Below are 16719 nucleotides of genomic sequence, written 5' to 3' on the forward strand. Positions count from 1 at the left end.
GCAATGACTGCCGAAGAAGAGAAAGCGCCTTCATCGCCAAAGACAAGATGGTCCGCACTTCGGGATCTCCTGCTGGTGGTCGCAACACTTGTAATCGTGAAGCAGTCGCTGCTGCCAATGACGCAGCTCTATGCCGGTCCCGCCTCGACTTTCAGCGCGATGATCGTTGCCACCGTCCTGCTGAGGCGCAGGTCAATGGGGTGGCGAGATCTGGGGCTGCACTGGCCGGACGACTGGCCCAAGACATTTGGCCTGACCGTGTTGACGATGGTCTTCTTTCTCGTCTGCACTCAACTGATGGTGCCAGTGGCGGACCATTTCTTCGAGGACATCGGCACAAGCGACCGGTTCTCTCATGTCGAAGGAAATTGGGCCGCTTATCTGGTGATGCTGCTGCTCGTCTGGACCCATGCATCCTTCTTCGAGGAACTCTTGTTCCGGGCCTTTATCATCCATCACACGAGCCGCGCGTTCGGAGGCGGGATGAAAGCCGATATTCTCGCCTTGCTGCTGTCATCCGCATTCTTCGGTTACCGCCATGCCTATTATCAGGGCGGGCACGGCGCTCTCGTCACCGGGGCAGGCGGTTTTGCGTTCGGCGTATTTTACCTGTGGTTCGGAAGGCGAAACATCATGCCGCTGATCCTGGCGCATGGTGCTTTGAATACTTTGGGCCAGACGTTCCGCTTCCTCGGGATCAAGGACTAGGCGGCCGTTCGCGGTCATCTGCAAGCTCAGCTTTGCCATGCCCGCGCGGATTTTTGCGCTGGGGGCTTTCGGCCAGGCGCTGCGCGTGGCAGGTAGCCATGCCTGTAATGACCCCGCGTGGAGACTGGTCCGATGAATCTTGAGTTCACCGCCGAAGAACTGGCGTTTCGTGATGAGGTGCGATCCTTCATCGAGGAAAACTATCCGAAGCATCTGGGCGATGCCGGGATGCGCGAGGACATGTCGCCTGAAGACATGGTCGCGTGGCACAAGATCTTGGGCGAGAAGGGCTGGTCGGTTCCGTCCTGGCCCGAACAGTATGGCGGCACCGGCTGGACGCCGACGCAGCGTTACATCTGGCTCGAAGAAAACGCGCGCGTGAATGCTTTCATGCCTCTTCCCTTCGGTGTCTCCATGGTCGGTCCGGTCATCTACACTTTCGGCAGCGAGGAACAGAAGGAACGCCACCTGCCCGGCATTCGCAGCGGGGATGTGTGGTGGTGCCAGGGTTACAGCGAACCGGGCGCGGGTTCCGACCTCGCCTCGCTCAAGACCACGGCCGTGCGTGACGGCGATCACTACGTCATCAACGGGCAGAAGACCTGGACCACGCTGGCGCAATATGCGGACTGGGGCTTCTTCCTCTGCCGCACCGATCCCGACGCCGCAAAGCCGCAGGAAGGCATCAGCTTCATCCTGATCGACATGAAGACGCCCGGCGTCGAAGTCCGTCCGATCAAGCTCATCGACGGCGGATACGAGGTCAACGAAACCTGGCTGACGGATGTCCGCGTCCCGGTCGAAAACCTGGTCGGCGAAGAGAACAAGGGCTGGACCTATGCCAAGTTCCTGCTCGCCCACGAACGCAGCGGCATTGCTGGCGTGGCGCGCTCCAAGCGGGCTGTAGAAAAGCTTCGCGAAATCGCCGGCAAGGAACTGCTGGACGGCGAGCCGCTGATCGAAGACCTGGATTTCGCGCGCAAGGTCAGCCAGCTCGAAATCGACCTTGCCGCTCTCGAAATCACCGAATTACGCACCCTTGCGGGCGAGCAGGCGGGCAAGGGTCCGGGACCGGAAAGCTCGATCCTCAAGATCAAGGGGACCGAGATCCAGCAGCGCCTGACCGAACTGACGCTGGAAGCGGTCGGCAATTACGGCGCCCCGATGTACGGCCAGATCGAGGATGCAGGTTCTAACCAGTACCCCATCGGCCCGGACTACGCGCAGCATTCTGCCGCGACCTATTTCAACATGCGCAAGACCTCGATCTATGGCGGATCGAACGAAATCCAGCGCAACATCATCACGAAAATGATCCTCGGCCTGTAGGGCTGGCGGCGTCACGCGGAGAGACACAGTGGACTTCAATTTCACCGAAGAACAAGAAATGGTGCGCGACGGCCTGTCGAGGCTGGTGCGCGAGCAATACGATTGGGAAACACGGCGCGGCGCGGTCGAAAGCGACGCTGGCTGGCGTCCCGAGATTTGGGCTCAGCTGGCCGAGCTGGGCATTCTGGGAATGCCATTTTCCGAAGAAGACGGCGGCTTTGGTGGCGGGGCCGTCGATGCGATGATCGTGATGGAAGAATTCGGCAAAGGCCTGGTGGTCGAGCCGTTCCTGCCGACGGTCGTGTGTGCAGGCGGTTTCCTCAAGCATGCAGGCACCGATGCACAGAAGGAAGAGCATATCGGCGGCATCGTCGACGGCAGCCGCGTCTACGCATTCGCCTATGCCGAACCTCGTGGCCGCTATGATCTTGCCGATCTGCAAACCACCGCGAAGAAGGACGGAGACGGCTACGTCCTGAACGGTCACAAGGCAGTCGTGGTCGGGGCCCCCTGGGCTTCCCATCTGGTGGTCACAGCACGCACATCCGGCGGACAGCGTGACCGCGACGGTGTTTCGGTGTTCGTCGTAGCCAATGATGCGAAAGGCGTGGTCAGGCGCGATTATCCCACGGTCGATGGCCGCCGCGCATCGGAAGTCTATTTCGAAAACGTATCGGTCCCTACGGACGCACTCATCGGGGAAGAGGGAGGCGCGCTGCCGCTTGTCGAACAGGTCGCCGACGAAGCTGTTGCAGCCCTTTGCGCGGAAGCTTGCGGCGCGATGAAAGTCGCCCATGCCATGACCGTCGATTATTCGCGTCAGCGCAAGCAGTTCGGCGTTCCGATCGGCAAGTTCCAGGTGCTGCAGCACCGCATGGTCGACATGTTCACCGAGTATGAGCAGTCGGTATCCATGACCTATCTGGCGACGCTCAAGCTCGACGCGCCGGAGAAAGAGCGTAAGCGCACGGCCTCTGCAGCGAAAGTTCGCATCGGCCAGGCAGCGCGCTTCGTCGGGCAGGAAGCGATCCAGATCCACGGCGGCATGGGCATGACCGACGAACTGGCTATCGGCAGCTATTTCAAGCGGTTGACGATCCTGAATTCCGAATTCGGCGACGTCGATCACCACATGAAGCGGCACATCAAGCTCGCCTGACAAAGGCCAGAGTGATTTCGATGCGGCGGCGGCACTTACCTGTGTCGCCGCCGCTTATCGTTTGAGCCACTCGCGGCGCTGGGTCTTGCGGAAATTTGCATTGTGGCGCTGGCTTCCTATGCTGCCGCCGGAATTGAGACGGCCCCGTTCGGGGTGAACAGACAGCAAAAGCGCCCAGCGCCAGTCAAGCGAGCCACTCCCAGGATCATGGATCAAACAAGCGACGCACCTATCGCGCCCCCTATTGTCGAACTGCCTATCAGGACTGCCGAAAGAGGATTTTACGACGGTTTCAGCCGTGCTGTGACCATTCCCTCCAAGATCATCGTGTCACTGCTGATCATGTGGGCGATCTTCTTTCCGGTCAGCGCCAGTGAGACGCTGACGGCGGCGAATTCCACGATTATTGCGTCCTTTGCAGGATGGTATGTCTATCTGGTCGCGGCCCTGATCGCGGTGTGTTTCGTGGTGGCGATTATACCGCAATCGGGCCGGTTGCGTATCGGGGCCGCGGACGAGCAGCCGGAGTTTGGCAGGTTCTCCTGGTTCGCCATGCTCTTCGGCGCTGGGATCGGGATCGGCATGCTCACCTATTCCACCGGCGAGCCGATGGCGCATTTCTCTAACAATCCGGAAATCATCCGCGGAGCCGTGGTGGGAGAGACGGCCGAAGCGGTGCGTTCGGCTTACCTTTATACCTTCCTCCATTGGGGCTTTGCCGCGTGGGGCTGCTATGCACTCGTTGGGCTTGCCATCGCCTATGTCTCCTATCGCCGGGGTCTGCCGCTGACGATACGCTCTGCACTGGTCCCGCTTTTCGGGCGCGTCCTGTCCGGGCCGGCGGGACACCTGGTGGATATCGTGGCCGTGGTCGCGACCATCCTCGGCGTCGCCGTCACAATGGGGCTGGGCGTGGAGCAATTCGTCGCCGGCCTGGCGCGGCTGGGGCTGGGCGACTGGTTGCTAGATGCGGATGGCTCCTCGTCCGCGTCAGCCGTCATCGTGGCTTTGCTGGTGCTTGTCGGTGCGTCGACGATCAGTGCCCTTTCCGGCGTTGGCAGGGGCATCAAATGGCTGTCGAACCTCAACATGGCGCTCTCGTTCATGCTGCTGGCGCTCTTCGTCATCGTGGGATCGGGCCTGTTCGGCCTGGAGCTGCTCGGTGTCGGGATTTACGATTACCTGCGCACACTCATTCCTGCATCGCTCACTCTTTATCCGGGTGGCGAGACCGAAGTTGGTCAAGCCCTGGTGCAGTGGCAACTCGACTGGTCCGTTTTCTATTGGGCGTGGTGGATAGCCTTCGCGCCCTTCGTCGGCATGTTTATCGCCCGCATCTCAAGAGGGCGAACGGTTCGGGAATATGTATTCGGCGTGGTGCTGGTGCCTTCCCTCATGTGCTTTGTCTGGATGACACTTGTCGGCGGCACGGCGATCGACCTCGAATTGAGCGGGGAAGCAGGCGGCCGCATCTTGGAGACCGGCATGTCCGACCAGCTGTACGCAACGCTGGCAGTGCTGCTTGGACCGGCTGTCGCTGCCATCGTCTCGGGCCTCGTGGTCATCCTCCTGATGACCTATCTGGTGACTTCCGCAGATAGCGCGATCCTCATCGTCAATACGATCAACGGCGCGGGCGAAACCGAGGGTGAGCGACGTCACCACATCATTTTCTGGGGCGCGGCACTGGCTTTCGTCGTGGGCAGCATGCTGATCCTTGGCGGCATCGATGCCATTCGAATAACCATGATTATCGGTGCGCTACCGTTTTCATTCGTTGTCGCCTTGATGGCGATCGCCATTCTCAAGGCGATCCTCTTCGATCTGATCCGCAAGCGACACGGAGTGCCGACAACAAGTGAAGGCTGTGCCGCTCTTTCGTCAGATGAATAGATGGAAGTAGTGGGCGAGAGATTTGGAGTCGGTTCCCAGTCGAAAAATGAGTATATTTACTCGTTCTTGTCGAATACCAATATCAGGCAAGTGTAGAATAGAAGTCTATTTGCGGTGAAGATATCTACTTGCCGTAGATTTATTGAGTATTTGAAGCCGCTTGGTGTGTGTGGGTTAATTGCAACACCTGCCTTTTCAATAGGGTAGGACTCCCCGTTGCCGGTGGCCGCACTCATTTTCGGTTGCTAACCGCAATCCATTGCGCGGTTGATTTTTTGACTGCGCGAGAATTTCAGGGCGATCAGAATTTTCAATTGATCGTACTCCGGTTCGCATTGAAACTAAGGGGCAATTCCGACATGAAGAAACTTGCTAGCGGCGTATCTGCCGGTGCGATGGCGATTGCCATGGCCACGCCGGCGGTGGCGCAGGACGCGCAGCCGGCCGCCCAGGAGCGTACGGGCGGTGTCGATGTAATCATCGTGACGGCCCAGAAGCGCAGTGAAGATTTGCAGGACGTGCCTGTATCCGTTTCGGCCATTGGCGCCGAAGCGCTCGATGAACTGAACATCGACACGTTCGAAGACTATCTGGAACAGCTTCCGACTGTCACGGCAGGTGGCAGCGGCCCTGGCCAGAACACGATCTATATCCGCGGTCTCGCGTCGACCACGCCGAACCTGACAACGGCCGGCGTCGCTGGTCTCGCTCCCAACGTGGCGCTGTACCTCGACGAGCAACCGCTGGCCCAGCCCGGTCGTAACCTCGATGTCTATGCCGCCGACCTCGAGCGCATCGAAGTGCTTTCCGGTCCACAGGGTTCGCTCTTCGGCGCAAGCTCGCAGGCAGGCGTCGTGCGCCTCATCACCGCCAAGCCCGAACTTTCAGGTTTCTCAGCGCGTGCGGCTGGTGGCCTCTCGTTCACCAAGGGCGGCGAGATGAGCTACAAGGGCGAAGTCATGGTCAATTTGCCCGTGACGGAAACTATCGCGCTGCGCGGCGTGGCGTTCTGGGACGACCAGGGTGGTTACATCGACAACGTACTTGGTACCCGCGACCTGCGTGAGAGCGCTCGCTTTCGCGAAGCAGGAACAGTGCGTTCGAATGGAGTCCCGGTCAGCAACCTGCGCGAAGGTTTCCAGGCAGATGCAAACCTGGAAGATGTGACATTCCTCGAAGCGGAAAATGCCGCGCTGGTCGAAGAGAACTTCAACGACACTCGCTATGCCGGTTTTCGTGCAACAGCGCTGTGGGAAGTCACGCCAGATTGGAAGCTGACGCTCGCTCACTCGCGACAAGACCTCGACAGTGACGGTGTGTTTTTCGCAGATCCGGAACTCGACGGGCTCGACGATCTCGAAATCCAGCGCTTTGAAGAAGACCGTCTGGAAGACAACTTCTCGAACACCAGCTGGACTATCGAAGGCCGTCTTGCGACGCTCGATCTCGTCTACACCGGTGCGTACACGGACCGCTCGACCGACCAGCGCGTAGACTACACCGACTATCTTTTCGTCGGTCAGTACCTGCCATACTATATCTGCGATGGCGCGGTGACTTATCCGGGCGACAATGATCCGAGCGGCGTTTGCCAGGCTCCGAATCTCTATGTGAATTCGGTCAGCAACACCAAGGTGTTCACCAACGAATTCCGCTTCAGCACCGATCCCGATGTGCCAGTACGCACTACCGGCGGCCTGTTTTTCTCGGACCTCGAGCTGGAAGAGCGCAACGACTTTTCCTATCCGGGCAATACGATCGCCGACCCCTTCGGTGAGTTCAAACCGAACTTCCCTTTCCCCGGTTTCAATACCGATCCAGGCCCGTTCCCTGCCGACACTATTTTCCGCAACGACATCCGTCGCACGGACAAGCAGTTTGGCATCTTCGGTGAAACGACGGTCGACATCGTACCGGACCTAGTCTCGGTCACCGGCGGTATTCGTTATTATAATGTCCGGGTCGACTTCGAAGGCAGTGCGAATAGCTCGTTCTGCAACAGCTTTAGCGCCGAGGACCAAGATGCCTTTGGCACCAACATTTCCGATCTATACGACGGCGATGGCAGCTTCACTTTCATCGGCTCGTGCAACCCGGATCTGCGCCAGACTTTCACGCTGAGTGACAGCTTGGCCGATATCCAAGCTGCAGGTCTGACTGCCACGCAGGCGCAGCAGGTGTTCAACGCAGTTCGCGCACCCGATGAAGCGAAAGCGGAAGGGGTCATCTACAAGGGCACCGTCAACGTCACGCCGACGGAAGACCTGCTCTTCTATGCGACCTACTCCGAAGGTTTCCGCCCCGGCCTGCTCAACCGCCCCGGCGGTGCAACGAATGGCGCCGGGTTCACCGTACCGTTCGAACTGCAGACCGACGAAGTCGCCAACTACGAGCTCGGCTGGAAGATGGACCTGTTGGACGGTGCGCTGCGCTTCAACGGCAGTGCGTTCTACGTCGACATCAGCAACCTCCAGACGACCATCTTCGATCCTTCGATCACCAATCTGTTCTTCTCGGCCAATGCGGCCAATGCGGAGATCCGGGGTGTCGAAGCAGATTTCACCCTGGCGCCTTACAGCGTCCCGGGCCTGACGGTTGCCGGTGCCTTCTCGATCCTCGACACGGAGATCACCGAAGTCTTGATCCCGACGAATGACGTGGTCGTGGGTTCGGATCTCGCTTTCGCGCCGTCGTTCCAGGGCAATCTGCGCGTCCGCTACGAGTGGGATCTGAACGATAATCTCGAAGCTTATGTACAGCCTCAGATCTCGCATTCGGCGAACAAGTTCACCGACGTGATCGAAATCAACAAGCTGGAACTCGACAGCTACACGATTGTCGACCTTGCGGCGGGTGTACGCACCCAAAGCGGCTGGAATTTCGAGGTCTTCGCAGACAATCTCAATGACGAGCGTGCCCAGATTTCGGGCAACTACGTCAATGATCGTCCGCGCATCTCGACCAACCGTCCGCGTACGATCGGTTTGCGAGTGTCCTTCGACTACTGATCCCGACAGGATCTGAGTGAATTGACGGCGGGGGCGAGCTTGGGTTCGCCTCCGCCGTCTTACTTTGTTAGGGGAGCGGCATGAGCTCTCGCGATGAAAATCTGGCCCAGGCCCAGAAGGCCATGCAGGCAGGAAACTTCACCAAGGGACTTGAGCTGGCAGAGGCCTCTTTGGCGGTAAAACCCGATGACGGTGATGCCCTTTACTTGGCAGCGGTCGCATCGCGATACCTCGACCGCAAGGCCGATGCTGCCGACTATCTCCTACGCCTGCATGATGCGACGCCCGAATACGGACGGGCATGGCAGGAAGCGGGGCATCTGGCTCGCATAGGCGGCAATCTTGACCAGGCGGTGTCAGCCTATCGCAAGGCGACGCGATACAATCCCGCGCTCCAAGCCAGCTGGCGCGCCCTGGCCGAATTACTGGCCGCAGAAGGCAACCCCCAGGAAGCGCAGTCCGCCATCATGCAGGCGCAGAGGATTTCGGACCTGCCGAAGGAATTGGTGGCCGTTAGCCACCACCTCCACGAAGGCCGACTACTTCGTGCCGAGGAAATCTGCCGTCATTACTTGAAGCGCAACCCGCGCGATGTCGAAGGCATGCGGCTACTCGCCAAGATCGGGATCAAGCTGGGCGTGCTGGATGATGCGGAATTCCTGCTGGAAAGCGCAGTGGCGTTCGATCCCGACAGCGTACAGCTTCGCATGGATCACATCGATGCGCTTCGCCGTCGCCAGAAGTTCGACCGGGCCCGCGAAGAAGCTGAGGCGCTTTACAAGCGCGATCCGGAAAACCCGCTTTTCCAGTCACACCTCGCCATCGAGAGCATGCAGACCGGCGACTATGACCGCGCATTCGAACTCTTCGAAGAAGTCTTGTCGAAACTGCCCCACGATGTCGCGACACTGACCAGTCGCGGGCATGCCCTCAAGACAACCGGCGCCCAGGATGAGGCGGTGGCAAGCTATCGCAAGGCAATCGCTGTGAAACCCGACCATGGGGACGCATGGTACGCGCTCGCCAATCTGAAGACTTATCGTTTCACCGATGAAGAGATCGAAACGATGAGGTCGCTTGTGCAACAGGCCGACCTGTCCTTCATGGACCGTGTGCATCTGTGCTTCTCGCTCGGAAAGGCGCTCGAGGACCGAAAGGACTACCAAGGCTCCTTCGCCTTTTACGAGCAAGGCAACGACCTCAAGCGCGCCCAGACCCGCTACAGCGCCGCGGCGATGAGCGAAGAACTCGCCAGGCAGCGCGAATTCTGCACTGCCGAACTGTTCGCCAAGCACGAAGGGTCTGGCTATCCCGCTCCCGATCCGATCTTCATCCTCGGCCTGCCGCGCGCAGGATCGACCTTGCTCGAGCAAATTCTGGCGAGCCATTCCCAAATCGATGGCACGCTGGAGTTGCCGAATGTCCTGTCGCTCGCCCATCGCTTGAGAGGACGCAAAGCCGGCCAGTCGCTCTATCCGGCCGTCCTGCATGACCTCAGTGCCGAACAATTGAGCGATTTCGGCGAAGCGTTCATTGAGGATACGCGGGTTCACCGGCAGGGTGCGCCCTTCTTCATCGACAAGATGCCGAACAACTTCCGCCACATCGGGCTCATCCACCTGATGCTGCCGAATGCGAAGATAATCGATGCGCGCCGGGCACCCATGGATTGCTGTTTTTCCGGCTTCAAGCAGCTGTTCGCGGAAGGTCAGGAGTTCACTTACGGCCTTACCGAAATTGGCCGCTACTACACCGACTACGTCGAACTGATGGAGCATTGGGACAAGGTCCTGCCGGGCAAGGTACTGAAAGTTCAGCACGAGGATGTGCTGGATGATCTGGAAGGCCAGGTTCGCCGGATGCTGGAGTATCTCGGCCTGCCATTCGAAGAGGCCTGCCTCACCTTCCACAAGACCGACAGGGCCGTACGCACCGCAAGCAGCGAGCAGGTGCGCCGACCCATCAACCGCAGCGGTCAGAACGCCTGGAAACCATTCGAGCCGTGGCTTGGGGATCTCAAGAGCGCGCTCGGGCCACTCGCCGGATAGTCGTACGCCGTGTCCTCGACAATTCTCGAAGCGGACGATTACGCGCTCGCCATCAATCCCGAAATCGGAGGCAGCCTCTCGGCGTTTCGTTGGCGAGGGCACGATATCATGCGATCCGCTGTGGGCAGCGGGGTCCTCGATAGCTCGTGTTTCCCGCTCGTGCCCTTCAGTAACCGCATAGCGGGCTCGCGCTTCGAGGTCGGGGGGCGGACAGTAGAGCTGGTCCCGAACCATCCGACAGCTCCGCAAGAGCCGGTCTTGCATGGCTTTGGCTGGACCTCGCGGTGGGATGTGGTCGAGAAATCCGACCGGCATGCGATCATAGGTCTGGAATATCGGGAAGGCCCTTGGCCGTGGCCGTTCAGCGCGCGCGCAGGATATGCCCTCGATGCATCCGGCCTGCGCGCTTCCTTGTCGATCAGAAGCCTTGCGGACACTCCCATGCCGGCAGGCCTCGGTTTCCACCCCTATTTCCCGCGCACTTCGCAAACCGTCTATCGCGGGTTTCATCATGGCGAATGGCAGGTCGACGAAGCGTGCCTTCCTCTCGGTTTGAGGAGCCATAGCCAACCGCGCGACTGGTGGGGCGGGCAGCCGGTCGACACACGGATCGTCGATACCGTGTATGCGGGCCGTGAAGGACACTTGGATATCATCTGGCCCGAGCGGGAAGTGATCGCGCGCATTTCGCCCAGCGACGACCTCGATTGCACCGTCGTGTACGTGCCGCAGGGTGAAGACTACTTCTGCGTAGAGCCGGTGAGCCACGCGACCGATGCAATCAATTGGATGCCGGACGAGGGTGGGATGCGCACGCTTGCCCCCGGAGAGGAATGGACGGTTTCGATGTCGATTGAGGTGCGCGGACTTTCCTAAAATACCGGCCTTACCGGACGATCCAAGTCTCGCTCCAGATTCGGCAGCGCCGCGCGCTCCGCGATAACAACGACCGAGCCTCCGAAGCCCGCGCCGGTCATCCTGGCCGCGCCACGCCCTTGAAGCACATTTTCGATGCGTTCGAAGAGTTGGTCGACCGCCGGAATGCTCACTTCGAACAGATCACGCAGGGAGGCGTGCCCCTCTCGCAAGATCGACGCCATCGCCGAGAGGTCCGCTGCCATGATGGCTTGCGTAGCTTTTTCGACGCGGTCGATCTCTTTGACGACATGGAGGGCTCGCTTGAACTCCAGGTCATTCAATTCCGCGCTCTCCAACATGGCCCTATCCGCATCCCGAAGGCTCGCAACTCCAATTTTCCGCGCAGCGGCTTCGCACTGTTGGCGCCGCAAGTTGTATTCCCCGTCGACAAGCCCGCGCGTCACTCCGCTGTCGACAATCGCGACGGCCCAATCTGACGGCAGCTCAAACTGCTCGTAATCGAGGGTGCGGCAGTCGAGGAGCAGCGCTTTGCCCGCTTCCCCTGCTGCTACTGCCATCTGGTCCATGATGCCGCAGGCAACGCCTGCCCAGTCGTGTTCGGTGCTTTGGGCAGCTTTCGCAAGCGTGCGTGCGTCAAGGTCGAGACCCAAAGCAGCGCTAACCGCACGCCCAAGCGCGACACAGAACGATGCGGATGACGAAAGACCCGACCCACGGGGCAGGTCGCCGCGGACCAATAGGTCCAGGCCCGTGCCAGGCGGGAGATCGAGATGAGCGACCATCCCTCGCGCATAAGATCGCCAATCGGTTTCTGTCAGCCGGGACGGTTCGAATGCAGCAAACCGGTCGCTCTCATCCAGATTGGCAGCGCGAACGGCAATCTCGCCATGGTCGGCAGGCGCCCATGCCACCGCGGTCCCTTCGCGGACGGGCATCGGCAGGACCAGGCCATCGTTGTAATCGACATGCTCCCCGATGAGATTCACGCGCCCTGGCACAAAGGCTACGCCTTGCGCGGAACGGCCAAACACCGCTACGAAGTCATCCTCCGTGCGCTCGATGAGGTTTGCGTTCATCACAGTTCAGCCCTGATCCGCTCGGCCGCCGCTTCGGGGGTGAGGTCGCGCTGTGCTTCTCCCATCAGCTCGAAGCCTACCATGTGCTTGCGAATGTCCGCCGACCGCAAGAGCGGCGGGTAGAAATGAGCATGGAGACGCCAGTGCCCGGTATCGTCCCCCAGTTGATGCGGGGCTCCATGCCACCCCATCGAATAGGGAAAATCGGTATCGAACAGCCGGTCATAGGCGGGAAGCAATTCGCCGAGAATGTCGACAAGCGCCGCTCGACCCTGTTCGTCTAGATCTTCAAGCCGGCGGTCATCGGACCGCGCGATAAGCAGGGTCTCGAATGGCCAGGCGGCCCAATGCGGCACGATGGCGAGCCAGCGTTCATTCTGGGTGACGATGCGCTGCTGCGCCTCGGCCTCTCCTTTCGCCACTTCGGCCAGCAGGTTCGTCCCGGATCTCTCGGAATATTCGCGTTGCCGGTCATCTTCGCGCCGGACTTGTGTAGGCACGAAATCGCTGGCCCAGAGCTGTCCATGGGGGTGGGGCGATGAAGCGCCCATCATCGCGCCCTTGTTCTCGAAGATCTGGACATGGGCCCATCGGGATCCGACCTCGGCGGAAAGGGAGCACCAGGTGTCGACGACAGAGCGCCTGTTCGTGGCAGACATGCGGGCGAGGGTCGCCGAATGGTCCGGGGAATAGCAGATAACCCGCGCTTCGCCGCGCGCCGGTTCTTCGATGAAGAGGTCGGCATCCGCGCGCTTTTCGCTTTCCTCCAGAAGAGCGGGAAAGTCGTTCGGAAAGACGTAGGTGCCTTCGTAGCCGGGGTTGGTGATACCGCCGCTTCGTTCGTTACCCGGACACAGATAGCAGGTGGGATCATGCCTGGTCCGCTTTTCATCCTGCGCCTTCTTTCGTTCTCCCTGCCAGGGCCTTGCCATGCGTTGGGGGGAAACGAGCACGTAGTCCCCCGTGAGGAGGTTCTTGCGGCGATGGGGCGCGGTTTCGCTCATGCTGCCTCCAGGTGGAATATGGCCACACCTTCTGCGTTCAAGGCGGGAAGCGGAAGGCCCGCATGCGCCAGCCAGGACCCGCTGAAGGTGAGCGGTGTTTCTCTCATTGCGTCAATTGCCTTGCCGCTGCGCGCCGCCAGGACGTGGTCACCTCCGACCAGGTCCAGCAGGCGCACGTGCCAGTCCTGCCCTGCCGCGAAGGGAAGCGGGAGCTGCGCATCGCGCCGCTGGTGGGATACTCCTGTGCGCGTGATCCAGACAATGTATTCACGTCCGTTACCTTGCGCCTGCCACGTCAGCCCATTGGGGCCCTCGCCAAGCAGGGTTTCCCCGCCATGCGCAAGACCGCGCCAGCGTTTGTAGAACGATACCCATTGATCCAGGTCATCGCGTTCAGACGGATCGAGTTCAGCCGGGTCTAGTTCGATGCCGAAGTGACCCTGGCAGGCAACTGCCGCGCGGAAGCCGAGCGATTGTGACCGGCCGGTCGCGTGGCTTGGCGATGCCCCGACATGGGCGCCCATCATTTCCGGCGGGAAGAACGCGAGGAAGCCGCGCTGCATCGGAATGCGGGCGATCGCGTCGATATTGTCGCTCGTCCAGAAGCGGTGGACATGCCGGGCAATGCCCGCATCGATCCGTCCCCCGCCGGCCGCGCAGCTTTCGATCTCGACATCGGGATGCGCCTCGCGAATGCGTGCAAGCAGCGCGTAGGTGCCGCGAACCTTTGCCGATCCGCCCGAGGGGGCGTGCGCGCGGTTGTGGTCCCACTTCAGGTAAGAGATCGGCGCCGAGGAAAGCAGGCTGTCGAGTTCTTCGAAGAGATAGTCGCGAACGGCGGATTGCCGCATGTCGAGGACCAGCTGGGAGCGTGCGGTTGGTCCGGGAGTGTCGCGGTTGGCGAGTGCCCAGTCCGGGTGAGCCCGGAAAAGATCGCTGTCCGGATTGACCATTTCCGGCTCTACCCAAAGGCCGAATTCCATGCCCAGGCTCCGCACGTGCTCGGCTATCGGTGCCAATCCCGCCGGGTATTTTCTTGGATCGGGTTTCCAGTCGCCCAGACCGGCCCGGTCGTTATCGCGGCCCTTGAACCAGCCATCGTCCAGAACGAACCGCTCGACCCCGATTACGGCGGCAGCGCTCGCGAGCGCTCTTATGCGCGCCTCGTCATGCGCGAAGTAGCACGCTTCCCAGCTGTTGAGATGGACCGGACGCGGTCGCATCTCACCTGCCGGATACTCTGCGATCGCACGAACCATCGAATGTTGCTGCGCTGCGACGCCATTGCGCCCCGCTCCGGAAATGGCGACCAGCAGCATTGGAGAATGGTAGCTTCCTCCAGGCTCCAGCCGGACCTCTCCATCGGAAATGCTTGCTTCGGCGGTCAGCAACCACATTCCTTCGTCATGCTTTTCGATTGCCAGGCGGCTGTCGCCTGACCACGCAAGCTGCGCAGAGAACGCAAGCCCCGAATGCCAACCGCATTCACCGGCCAAGATCTGACAAGCGGCTGGGCCGCCGTGGCCCGTCAGCCCCTCGCGGGTTGTGCGATGCCATCCATTCGCAGGCAGGTTGTCGACACATTCCTCAAACTCGGCAGCATGACGGCCACGCCAGGAAATGATCCGGTCGGCACTTGCGAAGACGGGAAGAAAGGCGCTGGCGAGGCTGGAAACGACGACCTGCTCGCGCCCCTCGTTGCGGATTGCGGTTTCAACCGTCAGGCCGGATGCCAATTTGGAGAACCGAAGCGAGCAGGACAGCTTTTCGCGGTCGTCGCTACAGCGGAGTTCGATACGATCGCCGGATGCCGTGGCCTCGAAACTGGTGAATTCCAGATCGAGCGCACGCGCATCTTTCGCGAGCAGTGAGAGGATTGAGGGGCCAAACCAGCCGGAACCGTGCAGCGGGAAAACCGGTAGCGGTTGCGGATCGTCTATCGAGAAGGTCGTTGCACCAAGCAGGTCTCTTGCTGCGGGCAGACTTCCAGGCTCGACCCTTTCCCCGAGGTGACGCCAGGCAAATCCACACTCGGGCAGGCGTTCGATGACGAGGCTCCACTCTTCACCGTGAAGTTCAAGAAGGTCTGCCTCGCTCATGCCTGCGCGGAAACTTCGCCCTTGCCGCGGAACAGGGAAAGGCCAAGCCATTCCGCCCGCCGTCCCAGAACGAACCTGTTGAAACCGAGCGCGGCCAGAACCGACGAGAACAGGGTGACCACCATGAAGTCGATGTAGTGGATGCCGACCGCCTCGGAGAAGCCGGCATTGAACGTGAACAGGCCGTAAAGCGAGATACCCCAGACCACACCTGCGATAGCCGAGCGGGCTGCAACGTTGCGGAACAGCAGCCCGACGATAAAGGCCGACAGGATCGGCATTGAGGACAGGCCATTCAGCTGCTGGAGCAGGTTGATGATGCTCTCTGCGTTCTGGAACAGCGGCACCATGATCATGGCGAGGAGGGTCGCCACACCGCTCATTGCTGCGCCCAGCTTCCAGTGGTTCTTAACTTCGCCGATGAAACGTTCGTGGAAATCGACCGAGTATAGCGCGACTGTGGAATTGAGCACCGCGCTGAAGGTCGTGATTACTGCAGCAGCGACCATGGCCGCGAAAGCGCCGGAGAGCCAGCTCGGCAGAACCTCGGCGACAAGGCGGCCGTAAGCGGCATCGCCGACGTCCCCAAACAGCTTGAAGGCGACGACGCCCGGGATCACCACGATCGGCGGGACCACGAGGATACGCACGGCGGCCGCTGCGAAGACACCCTTCTGCGCTTCCTTGACGGTGGGCGCGGCCATCGCCTTTTGCGTGATGTTCTGGTTGGTCGACCAGTAGAAGATCTGGATGAACGCCATGCCGGTGAAAAGCGTGTGGAACGGGATCGGACTGTCGGCACTGCCCACCATGCTCAGTCTTTCCGGCGGCACGCCCGTGACGATATCGAAATCCACCGCCGCCAGCGCGAGGAATACGATAACGAGGGCAAGGAAGAGGATCCCGATGCCGGAAAACGTGTCCATCACGGCCACGGCTCTCAACCCGCCGAAAATCGTATAGGCCGCGCCAATCAGGGCCAGGCCGAGAGAAAAGGCCAGCAATGGCACATTCGCGCCGAACAGCGATTGCAGGAACAATCCTCCCGAATAAAGCGCCGCGGGCAGGTAGATCAGCAAGTTACCGAGTATGAAGATCGCCGAGATCAGCGTGCGGATCGAGCGTCCATCATAGCGCCTCTCCAGCAATTCCGTGACCGTGGTGCAGTTATACCGATAGTAAAGCGGCACGAAAACGAAGGCGAGCGTCATCAGACCGACGAAGCCCGCAATCTCCCACCATGCCAGCAGCAACATCTGGTTGCCGTTCATCCCGACCAGCTGATCGGTGGACAGGTTGGTGAGCGTAATCGCGCCGGCCACGAAGACCCAACTCAGGCCCTTGCCAGCGAGGAAAACGTCCTTTTGAGATCCGTCGTGCTTGGCGCTTTTGACCTTCCACCAGGTCAGCAGCGCCACGAGCGCCGTCAACCCGACAAAGACCGCAAGCTGCCCCGCATTCGCGAAATCCGCTGTATCGCCGAACACCATTCCCTCCCGAATACGCTGGCATCCAT

11 protein-coding genes are annotated in these 16719 nt (G+C 60.4%); 7 read left to right on the plus strand and 4 right to left on the minus strand.

The annotated features are described in order from the left end of the window. The first annotated feature begins 3 nt into the window (after window positions 1–3). From GRI34_RS00085 to GRI34_RS00115, 7 genes are all read left to right on the plus strand, one after another. Window positions 4–708, plus strand: coding sequence for a CPBP family intramembrane glutamic endopeptidase (locus GRI34_RS00085; protein WP_160594195.1), 705 nt, complete (start codon window positions 4–6; stop codon window positions 706–708). Window positions 709–840: 132 nt separating this feature from the next. After that, window positions 841–2037 (plus strand): acyl-CoA dehydrogenase family protein, encoded by a 1197-nt coding sequence (locus GRI34_RS00090; RefSeq protein ID WP_160594196.1) that lies wholly within the window; start codon window positions 841–843, stop codon window positions 2035–2037. Window positions 2038–2065: 28 nt separating this feature from the next. Beyond that, the gene (locus tag GRI34_RS00095; protein ID WP_160594197.1) at window positions 2066–3196 is read left to right on the plus strand and encodes an acyl-CoA dehydrogenase family protein; all 1131 of its coding nucleotides are present in this window, start codon (window positions 2066–2068) and stop codon (window positions 3194–3196) included. A 207-nt stretch (window positions 3197–3403) separates the two neighbouring features. Next, window positions 3404–5089, plus strand: a complete 1686-nt coding sequence (locus GRI34_RS00100; protein ID WP_160594198.1) for a BCCT family transporter — start codon at window positions 3404–3406, stop codon at window positions 5087–5089. A gap of 359 nt (window positions 5090–5448) precedes the next feature. Next, complete coding sequence (locus tag GRI34_RS00105; RefSeq protein WP_160594199.1) at window positions 5449–8097, plus strand: TonB-dependent receptor; 2649 nt, start codon at window positions 5449–5451, stop codon at window positions 8095–8097. An 80-nt stretch (window positions 8098–8177) separates the two neighbouring features. Beyond that, the gene (locus GRI34_RS00110; protein WP_160594200.1) at window positions 8178–10145 is read left to right on the plus strand and encodes a tetratricopeptide repeat-containing sulfotransferase family protein; all 1968 of its coding nucleotides are present in this window, start codon (window positions 8178–8180) and stop codon (window positions 10143–10145) included. A gap of 9 nt (window positions 10146–10154) precedes the next feature. Then, complete coding sequence (locus GRI34_RS00115) at window positions 10155–11021, plus strand: aldose 1-epimerase (RefSeq protein ID WP_160594201.1); 867 nt, start codon at window positions 10155–10157, stop codon at window positions 11019–11021. Here the strand turns inward: GRI34_RS00115 and galK are convergent. The 4 genes from galK to GRI34_RS00135 are packed head-to-tail and all read right to left on the minus strand — an operon-like array spanning window position 11018 to window position 16690. After that, complete coding sequence (gene galK / locus GRI34_RS00120) at window positions 11018–12100, minus strand: galactokinase (protein ID WP_160594202.1); 1083 nt, start codon at window positions 12098–12100, stop codon at window positions 11018–11020. The two genes, GRI34_RS00115 and galK, sit on opposite strands and share 4 nt — an antisense overlap. Next, window positions 12100–13104, minus strand: coding sequence for a UDP-glucose--hexose-1-phosphate uridylyltransferase (locus GRI34_RS00125; RefSeq protein ID WP_160594203.1), 1005 nt, complete (start codon window positions 13102–13104; stop codon window positions 12100–12102). The genes galK and GRI34_RS00125 overlap by 1 nt, the downstream gene beginning before the upstream one ends. Next, the gene (locus GRI34_RS00130) at window positions 13101–15203 is read right to left on the minus strand and encodes an alpha-galactosidase (RefSeq protein ID WP_160594204.1); all 2103 of its coding nucleotides are present in this window, start codon (window positions 15201–15203) and stop codon (window positions 13101–13103) included. Before GRI34_RS00130 ends, GRI34_RS00125 begins: the two co-directional genes overlap by 4 nt. Continuing rightward, window positions 15200–16690 carry an SLC5 family protein gene (locus GRI34_RS00135; protein ID WP_325065161.1) on the minus strand — a complete coding sequence of 497 codons (1491 nt, stop codon included), beginning with the start codon at window positions 16688–16690 and terminating at the stop codon, window positions 15200–15202. Before GRI34_RS00135 ends, GRI34_RS00130 begins: the two co-directional genes overlap by 4 nt. Window positions 16691–16719 lie beyond the last annotated feature (29 nt).

This window comes from Qipengyuania aquimaris (assembly GCF_009827445.1).
GTDB lineage: Bacteria > Pseudomonadota > Alphaproteobacteria > Sphingomonadales > Sphingomonadaceae > Qipengyuania > Qipengyuania aquimaris.

Excerpts from the sequence above, each read along its gene's own strand:
- GRI34_RS00085 (WP_160594195.1), top strand. The coding sequence starts at position 4 with ATGACTGCCGAAGAAGAGAAAGCGCCTTCATCGCCAAAGACAAGATGG.
- GRI34_RS00090 (WP_160594196.1), top strand. The coding sequence starts at position 841 with ATGAATCTTGAGTTCACCGCCGAAGAACTGGCGTTTCGTGATGAGGTG.
- GRI34_RS00100 (WP_160594198.1), top strand. The coding sequence starts at position 3,404 with ATGGATCAAACAAGCGACGCACCTATCGCGCCCCCTATTGTCGAACTG.
- GRI34_RS00105 (WP_160594199.1), top strand. The coding sequence starts at position 5,449 with ATGAAGAAACTTGCTAGCGGCGTATCTGCCGGTGCGATGGCGATTGCC.
- GRI34_RS00110 (WP_160594200.1), top strand. The coding sequence starts at position 8,178 with ATGAGCTCTCGCGATGAAAATCTGGCCCAGGCCCAGAAGGCCATGCAG.
- galK (WP_160594202.1), bottom strand. The coding sequence starts at position 12,100 with ATGAACGCAAACCTCATCGAGCGCACGGAGGATGACTTCGTAGCGGTG.
- GRI34_RS00125 (WP_160594203.1), bottom strand. The coding sequence starts at position 13,104 with ATGAGCGAAACCGCGCCCCATCGCCGCAAGAACCTCCTCACGGGGGAC.
- GRI34_RS00130 (WP_160594204.1), bottom strand. The coding sequence starts at position 15,203 with ATGAGCGAGGCAGACCTTCTTGAACTTCACGGTGAAGAGTGGAGCCTC.